Origin of the sequence: Virgisporangium aurantiacum (genome assembly GCF_016863635.1) — a bacterium.
In the GTDB taxonomy this organism is placed as follows: Bacteria; Actinomycetota; Actinomycetes; order Mycobacteriales; family Micromonosporaceae; genus Virgisporangium; species Virgisporangium aurantiacum.
In genome coordinates this window covers 61,529-75,552 of record NZ_BOPG01000025.1, presented here as the reverse complement: position 1 = coordinate 75,552, position 14,024 = coordinate 61,529, and the positions used below count along the sequence as shown (strand labels likewise).

The 14,024-nt window shown below is 73.6% G+C and carries 14 protein-coding genes; 6 read left to right on the top strand and 8 right to left on the bottom strand.

Going from position 1 to position 14,024, the window contains the following annotated elements:
- Positions 1-28 precede the first annotated feature (28 nt).
- The 3 genes from Vau01_RS20700 to Vau01_RS20690 form a co-directional block, all read right to left on the bottom strand.
- Entirely contained in the window at positions 29-1,165 is a 1,137-nt protein-coding gene (locus Vau01_RS20700; protein WP_203995364.1) for an alanine racemase, read from the bottom strand.
- Positions 1,162-2,760 carry an IucA/IucC family protein gene (locus Vau01_RS20695; RefSeq protein WP_203995362.1) on the bottom strand — a complete coding sequence of 533 codons (1,599 nt, stop codon included), beginning with the start codon at positions 2,758-2,760 and terminating at the stop codon, positions 1,162-1,164. Before Vau01_RS20695 ends, Vau01_RS20700 begins: the two co-directional genes overlap by 4 nt.
- 76 nt (positions 2,761-2,836) lie before the next feature.
- Positions 2,837-4,255 carry an IucA/IucC family protein gene (locus Vau01_RS20690; protein ID WP_239151730.1) on the bottom strand — a complete coding sequence of 473 codons (1,419 nt, stop codon included), beginning with the start codon at positions 4,253-4,255 and terminating at the stop codon, positions 2,837-2,839.
- Between the two features lie 113 nt (positions 4,256-4,368).
- Here Vau01_RS20690 and Vau01_RS20685 point away from each other — a divergent pair, with 113 nt between their 5' ends.
- The 3 genes from Vau01_RS20685 (at position 4,369) to Vau01_RS20675 (ending at position 6,736) form a co-directional block, all read left to right on the top strand.
- Positions 4,369-5,076 (top strand): GntR family transcriptional regulator, encoded by a 708-nt coding sequence (locus Vau01_RS20685; protein ID WP_203995360.1) that lies wholly within the window; start codon positions 4,369-4,371, stop codon positions 5,074-5,076.
- A complete protein-coding gene (locus tag Vau01_RS20680) occupies positions 5,069-5,866 on the top strand; it encodes an arginase family protein (RefSeq protein ID WP_203995359.1) in 798 nt (265 codons plus the stop codon). The genes Vau01_RS20685 and Vau01_RS20680 overlap by 8 nt, the downstream gene beginning before the upstream one ends.
- Before the next feature lie 111 nt (positions 5,867-5,977).
- A complete protein-coding gene (locus Vau01_RS20675; RefSeq protein WP_203995358.1) occupies positions 5,978-6,736 on the top strand; it encodes a dihydrodipicolinate synthase family protein in 759 nt (252 codons plus the stop codon).
- 21 nt (positions 6,737-6,757) lie between these two features.
- Here the strand turns inward: Vau01_RS20675 and Vau01_RS20670 are convergent, their stop codons facing one another.
- Positions 6,758-7,390 (bottom strand): LysE family transporter, encoded by a 633-nt coding sequence (locus Vau01_RS20670; protein ID WP_203995357.1) that lies wholly within the window; start codon positions 7,388-7,390, stop codon positions 6,758-6,760.
- A 183-nt stretch (positions 7,391-7,573) separates the two neighbouring features.
- Here Vau01_RS20670 and Vau01_RS20665 point away from each other — a divergent pair, with 183 nt between their 5' ends.
- Complete coding sequence (locus tag Vau01_RS20665; RefSeq protein ID WP_203995355.1) at positions 7,574-8,761, top strand: MFS transporter; 1,188 nt, start codon at positions 7,574-7,576, stop codon at positions 8,759-8,761.
- A gap of 18 nt (positions 8,762-8,779) precedes the next feature.
- Positions 8,780-10,681 carry a S9 family peptidase gene (locus Vau01_RS20660; protein WP_203995354.1) on the top strand — a complete coding sequence of 634 codons (1,902 nt, stop codon included), beginning with the start codon at positions 8,780-8,782 and terminating at the stop codon, positions 10,679-10,681.
- 12 nt (positions 10,682-10,693) lie between these two features.
- Here the strand turns inward: Vau01_RS20660 and Vau01_RS20655 are convergent, their stop codons facing one another.
- From Vau01_RS20655 to Vau01_RS20645, 3 genes are read right to left on the bottom strand one after another with little or no spacing between them, the layout of a single operon-like run.
- Positions 10,694-11,149 carry a hypothetical protein gene (locus Vau01_RS20655; protein WP_203995353.1) on the bottom strand — a complete coding sequence of 152 codons (456 nt, stop codon included), beginning with the start codon at positions 11,147-11,149 and terminating at the stop codon, positions 10,694-10,696.
- A gap of 9 nt (positions 11,150-11,158) precedes the next feature.
- Positions 11,159-11,815 (bottom strand): nucleotidyl transferase AbiEii/AbiGii toxin family protein, encoded by a 657-nt coding sequence (locus tag Vau01_RS20650; protein WP_203995538.1) that lies wholly within the window; start codon positions 11,813-11,815, stop codon positions 11,159-11,161.
- The gene (locus Vau01_RS20645) at positions 11,815-12,171 is read right to left on the bottom strand and encodes a hypothetical protein (RefSeq protein WP_203995352.1); all 357 of its coding nucleotides are present in this window, start codon (positions 12,169-12,171) and stop codon (positions 11,815-11,817) included. The genes Vau01_RS20650 and Vau01_RS20645 overlap by 1 nt, the downstream gene beginning before the upstream one ends.
- A 372-nt stretch (positions 12,172-12,543) precedes the next feature.
- Between Vau01_RS20645 and Vau01_RS20640 the strand changes: the two genes are divergently transcribed.
- Positions 12,544-13,575, top strand: a complete 1,032-nt coding sequence (locus Vau01_RS20640) for a DUF6461 domain-containing protein (RefSeq protein WP_203995351.1) — start codon at positions 12,544-12,546, stop codon at positions 13,573-13,575.
- Between the two features lie 61 nt (positions 13,576-13,636).
- Here the strand turns inward: Vau01_RS20640 and Vau01_RS20635 are convergent, their stop codons facing one another.
- The gene (locus Vau01_RS20635; protein WP_203995350.1) at positions 13,637-13,945 is read right to left on the bottom strand and encodes a Tn3 family transposase; all 309 of its coding nucleotides are present in this window, start codon (positions 13,943-13,945) and stop codon (positions 13,637-13,639) included.
- Positions 13,946-14,024: the final 79 nt, after the last annotated feature.

Here is a 14,024-nt window from a genome sequence, read left to right as displayed (position 1 = left end):
CCGATTTCCGACCAGGGGTGGAGATCCGTCACAGCCAGACGCGCTCGGGCGGGTCGTGGCGCAGGAACTGGTGGTGGGAGATGTCCCAGCCGTAGGCGCCGGCGTTGGCGAAGACCACGACGTCGCCGACCCGGATCCGGGGCGGGACCGCGTCGCGGGCGAGGACGTCGCGCGGGGTGCACAGTTCGCCGGTGACGGTCACCGGGGTGTCGCGGAGTTCGGGCCGCGGGTAGCGGTGCGGCCACCCGTCGACCGGCAGCACCGTGAACGGGTGGCTGTAGCCCCACGCGGCTGGGAGGCGGAAGTGGTGGGTGCCGCCGCGGATGACGGCGAACCAGGTGCCGTGGACGCGCTTGAGGTCGAGCACCTCGGCGGCGTACCAGCCGGCCGGTGCGGCCAGGTACCGGCCCGGTTCGAACACCAGTCGCGGGTCGGCCGGCAGCGTACGCAGCGCGGCGAGGTCGAAGGTGCGGTCGCCGGTGTAGTCGACGCCGAAGCCGCCGCCGACGTTGATCGTGCGCAGGTCGATCCCGTGCCGCCGGGCCGCGTCCGCGCTCCACCGCACGGCGTCGGCGACGAACGCGACGTGCGCGGCGGCGTCGAGGTTGTTGGAGACGGCGTGCAGGTGGAAGCCGGTGACGTCGAACCCGTGGGTGCGGGCGAGCCCGACCGCCGCCGGCAGGTCCTCCTCGGCGAGCCCGAACGGCGTCGCGGTGCCGGTCATCCGGTGGCTGCCGCCGGGCGTGGCCGCGGCCCGGTTCACGCGCAGCGCCACGGTCGCGCGGGAGGTGATGTCCGCGAGGCGGTGCAGTTCCAGGAGGCTCTCGACGTTGATCTCGATGTTGATCTCCGCGCCGGCGTCGACGGCCGCGGCGAGTTCGGCGGGTGTCTTGCCCGGCCCGGCGAACACGATCCGGCGCGCACCGGAGGAGACCGCGAGGGCGAGTTCACCGCCGGAGGCGACGTCGAACCCGTTGACGACGCCGGCGAGGGCGGTCAGCGCCCGCGCGTCCCCGTTGGCCTTGACCGCGTACAGCAGCGCCGCCCCGGCCGGCAGCGCCGCCCGCACCGCCCGCGCCCGCTCGCGCAGCACATCCGGGTGGTAGACGTAGACGCACACGGGCCGGGCCGCCGCCCGGATCGCGTCGGTGACCGCGGGCGTCACGGGGTCGCCAGGGGATTGGGGACCGGCACGTACACGTCGCCGGCGCCGGCCAGCCGCATCCGGACCAGGGCCTTGTGCGGCATCCGCGGCGCGGTCCAGAACGCGTGGTCGGCCGCCGCGTCCGCCGCCACCGCCGGGTCGCGGCGCAGCTCGTCGTACACCTCGTCGACGACGCGACGGACCTCGTGCCAGGCCGCGGTCTCGTCGAGGCCGGCCGTGTCGGCCAGGTGGCGGATCAGCTCGCCCAGGTGCGCCTGCAGCGCGGTGTAGCCGAGTTTGGACAGCATCACGGTCACGTCGTCGGTGCCGACGACGGACCCGGGCCACAGCGGCGGCCGGTGTCCCCGGGCGGCCAGCCGGGGGAGGTGGATCCGCAGGCCGGCGACGTCGCGGAGCACCATCCGTACCGGGGTGGCGCCGCGCAGGACCGGCAGGCAGTTCTGCAGGTGCGCCTCCAGGCCGATGCCGTGGCGGGTGGCCAGCCGTAGCAGTGGTGGCAGCAGCACCCGGGCGTAGTCGGCGACGAAGGTGAGCGGGCGCACCGCGTCCCGGTGCAGCAGCCCGACCACGACGGACGCCGCGCCGCCCGGCGGCGTGACCGTGAGCGCGGTCGCCGGGATCGCCTGTTCGCCCGGCCGCAGCGTGCCGGCGGCGCCGGTCGCGAGGCCGGCGCGGACGATCGCGGTGACGTCGCGGGGGGCCGGCGCGCAGGCCGAGCCGGCGGTCTCGGCGAGGAGGTGGACGGGTGACCCGGCGAGCAGGTCACCGAGGAGCGCGCTGAGCACAGGCCCGTTGCGGCTGCTCGCGACGGAGATGGTGCGCCGGGTCGAGGTGACCTGGATGTCCAACGACAGCTTCAGGTAGCCGTGGCCGGGCACGTGCAGGGTCCGCAGCGCGGCCGTGGGTGTGGCCGGCAGCGGCGCCAGCGGCAGGTCGGTGAGGACGCCGGCGGCGAACAGGTCGGACCGGGTGCGGCGCAGGTGGCCGAGCTGCCATTCGTGCACCGGCTGGGCGACGTGCGTGGCGGTCCCGCCGAATCCGAGGTCGTCCCCGATCAGCGTGTCGCGGCGCACGCCGACGAACGCGACCCGGGTGCGGCCGGCCTCGAGGTCGTGGGCGAGGGCGTCGGCGACGGTCCAGCCGAGCCGGGTGCGGGCGCAGGGGTGCAGGTTGTGGCCCTCGGTGGCGAGCCGTTCGTAGGCGACGGCGGTCTCGTCGGGGTCGTCGGACGCTACCAACGCGGGGCGGCGGGCGAGTGCCAGCGCCAGATTCGCCACCGCGCTCTGCAACTCGGCGGTCAGTCCGGCGCCGAGGGCGGACCCCAGGTCGGTGATCAGATCCAGCGGCGGCGCGGGCAGCTCGCCGACGGGTTCGGCCCGGCCGAACCCGTGCCACCGGCAGGCGACCGCGCCGGCGGGCGTGTCGATCGCCGTGCCCGACCCGGTGACCCCGGCGAGCCCTTCGCGTTGCAGCGCGGCGACGAGCCGCCGGGCGACGGTGTCGGCGGCGCCGGGCAGGGCGGCGAGGTACCGCTCGTGCAGCACCGGGTCGAGGGTCCGTAGTTCCCGACCGGTGTCCTCGAGGAGCACGGTCATGACGGGTCTCCACTTCGTGGTGACCCGCCCTGACCGGGAGGGCTCTGTTTGCTGATGCCCTCGCGCAAGCGCTCGGTCATGGGTCGGCCAGCGGGTTCGGCACGTGCGTCCAGATGTCGTCGACGGTGTCGGCGAGCCGCATCGCGGTCATCGCCTTGAGCGGAAGGTCGGCGCGGGCGGTGAGGCGGCGCGGGGCGGGCACGGCGGCCCACAGCGTCGCGGGTTCGGTGTGGAAGCGGCGGGACAGGTAGGCGACCAGGCCGGCGAGCACGGTCGCGACCGCCGACGCCAGCACCTTCGTCTCCAGTTCGGCCGGGTCGTCGCAGGGGACGTCGCCGAGCAGCGGCGGCGCCTCGATCCCGTGCGTCTCGAGGATGCGCGGGCTCACCCGGACCCCGCCGAAGTCCCGGTACAGCAGCCGGTGCGGCTGGCCGCCGCGCAGGACGAGGACGAGGTTCTGCCCGTGCGCCTCCAGCCCCACCCCGAGGTCGAGCAGGTGGAACAGCGGCGGCAGCAGCAGGCCGGCGAACGCCCGCAGGAACGCGACCGGGTCGTCGGTGAGGTCGTCGACGCGGGGCCGGCCGGCGGTCAACGCGGCCACCGGCAGCGCCCGCTCCCCGGGGCCGAGCACGGGCGCGTCGCGGACCACGACGGCGAGGTCGCGGCTCGGTCCGCCGTCGACGAGCACGGCACCGGCGGCCCGTTCGGCGAGGATCCCGAGGCCGGTGAGGGGCGCGAGGAGGCGCGACAGGGCGGGTCCGTTGTGCACGGCGGCCGCCGAGACGGTCCGGGTCGCGCTGGTCATCCCGATCCGCACGGCCGTCTTGAGGTGGGCGTCGGCGGTGGCCAAGGTCCGTAAAGACATCAGGGGACGCGCGGAGCACCGCTCGCCGGTGTCCCGCAGCCACGGGTACGTGTCGCGGACGCGCTCCCACTGCCACGGGTGCATCGGCAGCCGCGGGGGCATCGTGCCGGTCCACCGGTCGGCGGGAACGGCGATCACCGGTAGCTCGACGGTCGGGCGGTGCTCGGGCGCGTAGGCGAGGACGTCGGCCGCCGACATGCCGGTGCGGGTGCGGCAGCAGGGGTGCAGCGGGTGTCCGTCCACGATGGACTGTTCCGCGTCGACGAGGTCGTCTCCGGCCGTGACGTCCGCGGCAGCGCCTTCCGCGGCGGCCCGGGCCAGCGCGAGGTTCGCGACGCTGTTGTCGAGTTCCGCGGCGAACGCCTTTTGCTGCGGCCACAGGTGCGCGGCGAGGTCGGCGGGCCGCTCGAACCCGTTGACCGTCAGTGTCTCCACGTCGGCGAACGGCTCCGCGGCCGCCGCCGGTCCGGTGACGCCCGACGTGTTCGGCAGCGGTTCCCGGTGGATCGCCCCCCACAGCCGGGCCAGCACCGCGGCGCGGGCCCCGGGAAGGGCGGCGGTGAACCGCGTGGCGAGGTCGGGGCGGTGGGTGCGCAGCCAGTCGGCGTGCTCCCGGTCGGCGGTGGGCAACGGTGGCGGATCCTCGCTCGAGTTAGGTGACCCTAACCCTAGAGGTTGTCCCGGCCGGGCTCGTCCCCGCCCCCCCCGCACCGTCTTGCCAGATTGTCCGACAATCTGGCAACGTGGTGACCGTGACGGACCCGATCACCGGCCTGGGTGCGAACATCCGGCGGCAGAGCACCACCGAGCAGGCCACCGACGCCGTCCGGCGGGCCATCCTGTCCGGCCGGCTGCTACCGGGCACGCCGCTGCGCGAAGCCGCCCTCGCCGCCGAACTCGGCATCTCCCGCAGCACCCTCCGCGAGGCCGCGCGGACCCTCGAAAGCGAGGGCCTGGTCCGCTACCAGATGAACCGCGGCATCGTCGTCGCCGACGTCACCGGGCCGGATATCGCCGACATCTACGCCGCCCGCGCCGCCGTGGAACTGGCCGGGGTCGACGCCCTCACCGCGCACCGGGACCCGGCGGTCTACGCGCGCCTCGCCGACCTGGTCGACCGGATCGAACACGCCTTCGACCACGGCGACACCACCGCCGTGCTCGACGGTGACCGGCTGTTCCACGCCACCCTGGTCGCGGCCACCGGCAGTCCCCGGCTGGGCCGCATCCACGCGCAGCTCCAGCAGGAGCAGCGTCTCGCCCTGGCGCTGTCCGAGCGCTCCCACCGGGAACTCGGCCGCACCGCCGACGACCACCGCCAGCTGCTGGACGCGCTGCGCGGCAGCCCGGAACAGGCCAGGGCAGAACTCACCGCGCACCTGCAGGTGGGCGCCGCCGAACTGCAACGGCTGCTCGACCTGCTCGCCCACCGGAAGGACACCCGTGGCTGACCCCAGCTGGGATCCGATCGTCACGCCCTGGCACCTCGACGAGCACCTCCCGGCGTTCCCGGTCCCGGTCGGCGCCACCGGCCCGATCCGCCCGGACCTCCCCGCCGGCACCGTCCCCGCCCGGATGGGGCTGCTGCACCGGGCAGTGGCCGACGCGGTCGCCGACGCCGTGGCCCGGGCCGTCCGGCCGCTCGTGCTCTCCGGCGACTGCCCCACCGCCCGTGCGACGGTGGCCGGGCTGCAGCGGCGTCATCGCGACGTGGCGGTGGTGTGGCTCGACGCGCACGGCGACTTCAACACCCCCGTCATCTCGACCAGCGGCTACCTCGGCGGCATGGCGCTGGCCATGCTGACCGGCCGCACACCCGACCTGTTCGACGACGGGCTCGGCCTGCGACCCGTCCCCGAATCCGGCGTCGTGCTCGCCGACGCCCGGGACCTCGACCCCGCCGAGCGTGACGCCCTCACCGGCAGCCGGGTCCGCCGCGTGCCCGCCGACCCGGCCGCGGTCACCGCCGCCCTCGCCGGCCTGCGCGGCACGCCGGTCTACCTGCACCTGGACATCGACGTCGTCGACAGCGCCGACCTGCCCGGCCTGCGCTTCCCCTCGGGCACCGGGCCCTCCCTCACCCGGATCGCGGAATGCCTGGCCGCCACCTGCGCCACCGCCGACGTCAGAGCCGCCGGCATCGCCTGCGCCTGGCTGCCCGAGCACGTCGGCGACCCGACCACCCGTCCGGCGATCACCACGCTCGCCGGAGCACTCGGCGCCGACCTGCGATGGCCCTGAAGAGCTCTGTCCTAGCATCCTAGGATGCCTTACGCGATGTGATCTCCGCACGAAAGCACAGCAACGACGGGGGAGGGGCAGTTGATCTTGGACGTGGGGTATGACTGACCCGTGACTGCTCCCTGGACCGGTATCGCCGTGGCCCTGGCCACCCTGTTCGACGACGAGAAGACCATCGCGGTGGAGAAGACCGCCGAGCATGCGGCCCGCCTGGTCGAAGCCGGTGTCGGCGCGGTCGTGGTGGCCGGGTCCACCGGTGAGGCCGCCGCACTCACCGACACCGAACGGGTCGCGTTGCTCGCGGCGGTCCGCGAGGCCTGCCCGGGCGTGCCGGTGGTCGCCGGCGCGTCGGCGGAGTGGTGGCGTCCGGCGGCCGACCGGGTGGTCGCGGCCGTGTCGGCGGGGGCCGACGGGGTGCTCGTCGCCCCGCCCCGGTCCGGCGACCCGGAGAAGTACTTCACCAACGTCGCCGCGGCCGCCGGTCAGGTGCCGGTGCTGGCCTACCACTTCCCGCCGAACGCCGGCGGCGCGGTGCCCGTCGACGTCCTGCCGAAACTGCCGATCCAGGGGCTGAAGGACTCCAGTGGCGACCCGGAGCGGCTCCTGCAGGAGCTCGAGTCGTGGCCGGGCTGGGTGTACTCGGGTGCGGCGGTGCTGACCAGCTTCGCGTCGACGGTCGGTGCGGCCGGGTCGATCCTGGCGGCGGCGAACATCGCACCGGAGGACTGCGTGGCGGCGTGGAACGGTGACGGGGCGGCCCAGCGGCGGCTGCTGGCCGTGCACCGGGCGTGCCGGTCCCGGTTCCCGCACGGCCTCAAGGAGGCGATGGCGCAGCGCTGGTCGACGCCGACCGGCGCACGCCTGGGATAGGCGCACGCCGGCCGGCGGCTGTCACACGATCAGGCCGACCGCGAGGACGGCGATCACCACGCTGGACCCGACGGCGGTGGCGAACCGCCCGCGTGGTCCGGTGAGGACGCGGCCGAGCAGTCCGCCGCCGGCGGCGAGGAGCAGTTGCCAGCTCGCCGACGCGGCGAACGCGGCCACGACGAACACCACGGCGGACACGGCGTCGGTGCTGCCGCCCTGCCGGCCGAGGACGAGCGCGGTGAAGTACACGACGGTCGACGGGTTGAGGACGGTCAGGGCGAGCAGCCCCAGGTACGCCCGGCCCGGCGTGTGCAGGCCGGTACGGGTGTCGGCGGGTGTCGCCCCCTCCCGGTGGTGCCGCCACGCGGTCCAGGCGGTGCGGGCGGCGAGCCCGAGGAGGACGACCATGGCCGCCCACCGCAGCGGCCCGGAGACCGGTTCGATGAGGTGGGCGACGGCGGTGCCGCCGACGACGGCGAGGGCGCAGTAGACGCCGTCGGCCGTGGCGACCCCGAGTGCGGCGGCGGCGCCGACCCGCAGCGACGTGCGGGCGGTGAGACTGACGAGGAGGGCGGCGATGGCTCCGACCGGTACGGCGACGCCGTATCCGGCGAGGAGCCCGGCGAGGAACGCCCCGCCCGGGCCCCCGCTCACCGCTGCTGCAGGTGCGCCGTTCCGGTGGGGGAGCCGGACTGCTGTCGCCGTGCGCCGATCGCCGCAGGGGCGTGGGGCACGGGATGCAATCGGACTCTGGTCACGGCTACGGATGGTGCCGTGGGCCGGCCGCGACGGCAAACCGATTTTCGGTCCCGGCTGATCTTTCCTAGGGTGGGCGGGGTGCCGACCCGCCCGAACGCCCGCTTCGGGCTGGCCCGTTACCTGGCCGGTGCCACGCTCGCCCGCACGGCGGATTCGATGTCGGGGCCGGCGTTGCTGCTGCTGGGGCTGGCGGTCGTCGGGTCGGCGGGGCCGGCGTCGCTGCTGTTCGCCGGGCTCACGGTCGCGTCGGCGATCGGTGGACCGGTGCTCGGCGTCCTGTTCGACCGGTCGGCCCGGCCGGGTCGGCTGCTGGCGCTGGCGATGACGGGGTACGGGGCCGGTCTGGCCGTCGCCGCGGTGATGCTGGGCCGGTGGCCGCTGGCCGTGGTGGTCGGGGTCGCGGTGGTCACGGGCCTGCTCGTCCCGGCGCTGTCGGGCGGGTGGACGGCGCAGCTCGTCGACGTGGTGCCGGCGGCGACGCTGCGCCGGGCGCAGTCCCTGGACGCGGCCACCTACAACGTGGGTGGGCTGGCCGGTCCGGGGGTCACGGCGCTGCTCGCCGGTCTGTGGGGTCCCGGCTGGGCGGTGGCCGCGTCGATCGGGCTGCTGGCGCTGGCCGTGCCGGTGGCGGCGACGCTGCCCACGCCGTCCCGGAAGCCCTTGACGACCACGGTGCCCGCCGCGCTGCGGGCGGGCACCGTGGCGATCGCGACGATTCCGGGGCTGCGCCGGATCACGTTGGCCTCGGTGGTGGCGTTCGTCGGGTTCGGGATGTTCGTCGTCGGGTGCCCGCTGCTCGGTGCCGAGCATTTCCACAGCACGGCCCGGGGCGCGTCGCTGCTGGCGGTGATGGCCGTCGGCGCCCTGGTGGCGACGGTGCTGCTGGCGAAGTGGCCGCTGCCGGTGCGTCCCGACACGTTCTTCGTCGTCGCGACGAGCGTCGCGACGGTCTCGCTCGCGACGCAGGCCCTCGCGCCGAACGGCGTGTTCGTGGTGGTGGCGGTGCTGTTCCTCGGCGTCGCCGACGGTCCGCAACTGGCGGCGGTGATCGCGGTGCGGCACCGGGAGGCGCCGGAGCGGTTGCGGGCGCAGGTGTTCACGACGGGGGCGAGCCTGAAGGTGACGGCGGGTGCGCTGGGCGCCGCGTTGGCGGGGACGCTGGCGGCCCGGTCGCTGACGCTGATGCTGCTGGTGGCGGCGACGCAGGTGCTGGCGCTGCTGGCGTTCGCGGCGGTGCGGGTGCGTGCCCCGGTGCCGGCCGGTTGATGTCGGCAGACTGATCACATGACAGGTCTGACCGCCGAGCTCGTGGTTGATGGTCGCGTCCCGCAGACCCCGGCTCTCGCCCCGAACGGGCACCTGCTTGGTTACGTTCTGGCGTCCACGAGCCGGATCGGTGACCACCTCGACACCGAGGTCTGGCTCGCTGACGTCGATGACGCCGGCGCGTCGCGCCGGGTGACCGCCGACACCGCGACGGAGTCCCGGCCACGCTGGTCTGTGGACTCGGGCACGCTGTTCTTCCTGTCCGACCGTGCCGAGCGCGGTATCCCGCAGGTGCACAGGCTCGCCCTCGGCGATGGCACGGTGACCGGGTTGACCGGTTGGCGGGCTGGCATCGTCGACCACCTGCCCCTCGCCGACCCGAACCTGGTCGTCCTGCTCGCCGAGGACGAACCCACCGAGCAGGACGCGCGTCGCGCCCAGGACCGCGACGACGCCGTTGTCGTCGGCGAGCGCGAACCGCGTGCCCGGTTACGCCTGCTGGACCTGCGCACCGGCCGGATCACCACGCCGGACGTGTTCGGCGACCGGCACGTCGTGGAACTGCGGCAACGGCCCGACGGCGGCCCGCTCGCGGTGCTCACCCAGGCCAGCGCCGACAAAGACTACGGCCCCCGCACCGGCCAACTGCACCTGTTCGACCCCACCGCCGGGTCCGCGGAGGACCTCGGACCGGTCTCGGCCGAACCACGTTCTCTTGCCTGGTGGCCGGCTGAGGACGGTTGGCACCTCGGTTACCTCGCACTCACCCCACCGGTTCTCCACGCCGGCACCGCCGTGTTCGACCTGGCACTGGCCGGCCGCGTCCTGCGCAACCGCACCGCCGACCTGCCGATGTGCCCCACCGAACTGTGCCAGACCGATACCGCCCCACTGGTGGTGTTCGCCGACGGCCTGAACACGACCCTGGCCCGGCTCGACCCCACCGGCCCCACGACCCTGTCGCAGCACCCCGGACGCCTCGACGACCTCACCACCACACCCACCGGCGAGAAACTCGCGGTGCTGACCGGCACCCGGTATCAACCCGCCAACGTTCACGTCGGGCCACCGACCGGGCCGCTGCGAAGGATCACCGACACCCGCCCGGAGCTGGAGGGCATCACTTTCGGCACGCAGCAGCCGCTGGCCTACCGTGCCGCCGACGGCCTCGACCTGGACGGCCTGCTCGTACTCCCGGCCGGACAAACCGCGTCCGAGAGCCCGTTCCCGCTGGTCACGATCGTGCACGGAGGCCCCTACGACCGCTACGCCGACCGTTTCCAGCTGTTCTGGTTCCCCAGCGCGCAGTGGCTGGCCACCGCCGGCTACGCCGTGTTCCTGCCCAACCCGCGCGGCGGTCAGGGCCACGGCCACCAGTTCGCGGCCAGCGTCGCCGGCCGGGTCGGCCGCGAGGAGTGGACCGACATCCTGACCGGTATCGACCTGCTCATCGCCCAGGGCATCGCCGACCCCGACCGGCTGGGCATCGCCGGCGGGAGCCACGGCGGCTTCATGGCCGCCTGGGCCGTCGGGCAGACCGAGCGGTTCCGCGCCGCGCTGGTCAACGCCGGTATCACCGACTGGGGCATGCAAGCCGCAACCGGCGAGTACGGACAGTACGACGTCGCGCTCGGCGGCAGCACCGGCTGGTCCGGCATCGGCCCACACCCGCACGACGCGGTCAGCCCGATCTCCTTCGCCAGCCGCATCCGCACCCCGGTGCTCATCCAGCACGGCGCCGAGGACACCAACGTCCCCCTCGGCCAGGCCGTGTATCTCCACCGGGCGCTGCGCCACTTCGGCGTCGAGCACGAGTTCGTGATCTACCCGAGAGAGGGCCACTCGATCCGGGAACGCAACCACCAACTCGACGTCCTGCGCCGGACCCGCGCCTGGTTCGACCGCTGGCTCCACCCCTGACGGGGGAGGGGCTCAACCGGACGCGGCGGCCGCCTGGTTGTCCCACGTGGTGATCATGACCCCGACGACGAAGATCTGGGCCGGCAGCGACAGCGTCGGCAACTCCGCCTCGACCCGGCCGCTCCACATCGAGGTGCGGCGGATGGACCCGACGGCCTGGTCGCCGACGAGCAGATCCTGCCGGTTGCCCCAGATCGACGTGCGGCGGAACCGGTGCGGCCGGCCGTCGGCGACCACCGTCCAGTGCTTGCGGCCGGCCTTCTCGGCGGTCGCGACGGTGCGGCCGGCGGCGTCGGTCATCGTGAACCGGTTGGTGAACGTGGTGGCCTCGACCCGGTAGGCCTGCCCACCGAGGGTGATGTCGCCGCCGTTGCGCCAGAACCGCCCACTCCACGAGGCCACGCGACGGCCGTCCACGGCGATGTCGTAACTGCGGCTGAAGACGCCCGCCTTCGTCGCTTCCAACATCCGTTCAGGCTAGTGCCGGGGCCAATCCTCGAACGCCCGGCGCACGGCGGCGATCTCCCCGGCGTTCTCCGTCGTGCCGAGGCCGTACAGGTGGAAGACCTCGTCGGGCATCCGGTCCAGGCGCCGCACCGCGTCGGCGAGTTCGGACGGGGTCAGCGCCGGGTCGGCCCGCATGCCCAACGCGACCAGGCGGTCGCGGCCGTACCGGTCCAACGCGGCGGCGACGTCGATGAAGTCCCGGGGCTCGGCCCGCGCCGCCAGGGCGGCGACCTTCATGCCGATGAGGTCGTCGAGGTGCAGGACGGGCCCGATCTCCAGCAACACCGGCGGCCGGTCCCGGTCGAACCGCACCAGCTGCAGCCGGACGGCGCTGTCGGCACTGTCGGCGTCGTGTATCTCGAACTCGGCCATGCTGTGGTCGAAGCCGTCGAACAGCTCGGCGGTCTCGGCGACCTCCGTGACGTCGAAACCCGCCCGCGCCAACGCCGCGGCGACCGTCTCCGCGGCGTCGCGGACCCCGTCGTCGCGATCGGTGAACAGGTCGATGTCGGACGTCGGCCGGGACACGACGCCGTGAGCGATCAGCGCCTGCCCGCCGGCGAGGGCGAACCCGTAATCGGACGCGGCGGCGAGCGCCACGCGGGCGACCCGGGCGTGGTACTCCATCAAGCGGCGATGATCCCGACCCGCAGTGCCGGGTGCCGTTCCTCCCACGCCCGACGCACGCCGGCGGGCACGTACAGGTCGGGCCAGAGGCGTACCAGCGTCGGCCCGTGCAGCCAGGCGCGCAGCTCGTCGACGGTCATCGCCTCGCGCAGCACCGTCTCGTACATCCAGACCAGCAGGCCGGGCACGTCGAGGTCGACGTGGCGGTCGGGCTGCCAGAACAGCCGGTTCGGCAGCTCGACGATCCCGCTGACGGGCCCGTGCAGCTCGGTAAGGCTCGGGGCGACGACCGCACGACGGCCCGGACGGGCCTGGTACGGCGCCCGGGTGCCGCGCCGGTTACGGGTCGTGTCCACGCTCACAGGGTAGACCGTCCCCGCCGCCGGGCAGGAGCAACTCTTGTCGTAGCGGTCGGCGATCATCCTCTCCATGCCGACTCACAACGCCGCGGAGGGGCCGCTGCCTAACATCCTGACCCGAATCTGCTCGGGCACGGGAGGATGCGGTCTGTCGAAGCCACGGGAAGCCTTCGGTTGGGGCGCAGGTAAGTCGAGTCCGTTATGCCTGGATTGCCGCCGGAAGGTCGTGCCGAATACATGCGGGCCAAGAGATCGGCGGATCCGACCTTGGTGCGCAGGATGAACGATCCTCGACGCCTATCCTGCCAAGCCGTCCGTGATGGAGGGTGGGACACACCAAGCGTCGGCCCAGGACATATGGTTTCGACGATGACCAGCGATCTGATCGAGTACTACCGGCAGTTCCTCGCCGACCGGTGGGACATTGGCGAAGCCGTGTGCATCAGCTACGTCCAGGGCATCGACGAGGCGGCGATGATCCGTGCTTTCGGTGGTGATCCGGCTGACACGGCGCCCCGCTCGGCGCGCGAGGCCGGTGCGGAGTTCGCGGTTTCCCGCTATGACTACGCTGTCCCACCGGTGCTGCTGGTTGCTCCGGCCGGGAAGTGGCTGATCGGTGTGGAGTACAACGGTTTCGAGGGCTCACGGCCGGAGGTGCTGCGGGGGGCGTCCGCAGGCGGCACGGCGGTCAGCGTGCACCGGAGCATGAACGGGTCCGATCGGTTCACCTACGCCACCAACGGGCGCACCACCGTGTGGTTCGACATGAACCGGCCGGAGGACCGGCATGGGGCCGCTCCGGACGCGCTCGGCGCCCATCTCGACGACTTGCCGTTCGGATCCGGCGGTGACGCGTACGCGGCCGGGCTGGCGCTGGCCGAACGCATCACCGGCGTGCGTCTGACCGGCGCGGTGCTGGACGGTACCTTCCGCCGCGCGGTGCTGCGGTCGGTGGACGCCGACCTCGTGCCCGAGGGTGTGGCCGGCCATCCGGCGTTGGACGAGCCGTTCGTCCGCGCGGTGCTGGCCGAGCCCACCGTGGACAAGATTCCCGGTATCAACCGGTATCTGGCCGAGGCGGTCGCCCGCGACGCCGGCATCACGGACGTGCCGGAGATTCGCGCGGCGCTCGACGCCCTGCGCGCCGGAACGTCGGACCCCGCACTGCGCCAAGACGTGCAGGACCTCGCCGAGCGGTACCGGCAAGGACTGGGGGAGGGTCGGGAACCGCTGGGCCGCGTGCACGCGGCCTCGGGCGTCGCCGCTGCCCTTGACCCGGATCCGGTCAAGGGCAGCCTCGAGCTGTTCTCGGCGGCCGGCTACGCGCTGCACACCCGGGACTACCAGGTCCAACATGCCGTGCTGGGGCGATGCACGACACGTGCGATACGGCAGCGATGACCGCACTCGCCTCAGGTCGTGGCCACTATGACGCGTGCCGCCGCGCCGGGATCGCGACGGGTCAGCCGAGCGTGGCGGTCGGGCGCAAGGGACGCCGCCCGTACTCGTCGAGTTTGGCCAGTTCGGCTTCGATGTCGACGGTGATGGTGCCGAAGAAGTTGACGTTCTCGCTGTGTGCCGGCCAGATGTGCGTCAGCAGCTCGTTGGGGATGTCCCGGCCGGCGGCGCGTAGCCGGCCGACGGCCATCGCGTAGTACTCGGTCGTCCAGGTGATCACCGAGTTGGTCAGCACGGTCAGGCACCACGCCTGCTCGCTGCTCCAGGTGTCGGCGGCGCAACCCGCAGAATCCGTCCAACGCGATCCCGCCACTGACCGCCAGCCTCGCCGCGTGCTCCTGGGCTGCGTTGCCTATCTCAAGAACACCTCAACTTAACGTAATGCTGATTAT

Bases quoted from the DNA above. Each gene is read 5' to 3' on its own strand.
- Vau01_RS20695 (WP_203995362.1), bottom strand. From the start codon at position 2,760: ATGACCGTGCTCCTCGAGGACACCGGTCGGGAACTACGGACCCTCGAC.
- Vau01_RS20660 (WP_203995354.1), top strand. From the start codon at position 8,780: ATGACAGGTCTGACCGCCGAGCTCGTGGTTGATGGTCGCGTCCCGCAG.
- Vau01_RS20655 (WP_203995353.1), bottom strand. From the start codon at position 11,149: ATGTTGGAAGCGACGAAGGCGGGCGTCTTCAGCCGCAGTTACGACATC.
- Vau01_RS20650 (WP_203995538.1), bottom strand. From the start codon at position 11,815: ATGGAGTACCACGCCCGGGTCGCCCGCGTGGCGCTCGCCGCCGCGTCC.
- Vau01_RS20640 (WP_203995351.1), top strand. From the start codon at position 12,544: ATGACCAGCGATCTGATCGAGTACTACCGGCAGTTCCTCGCCGACCGG.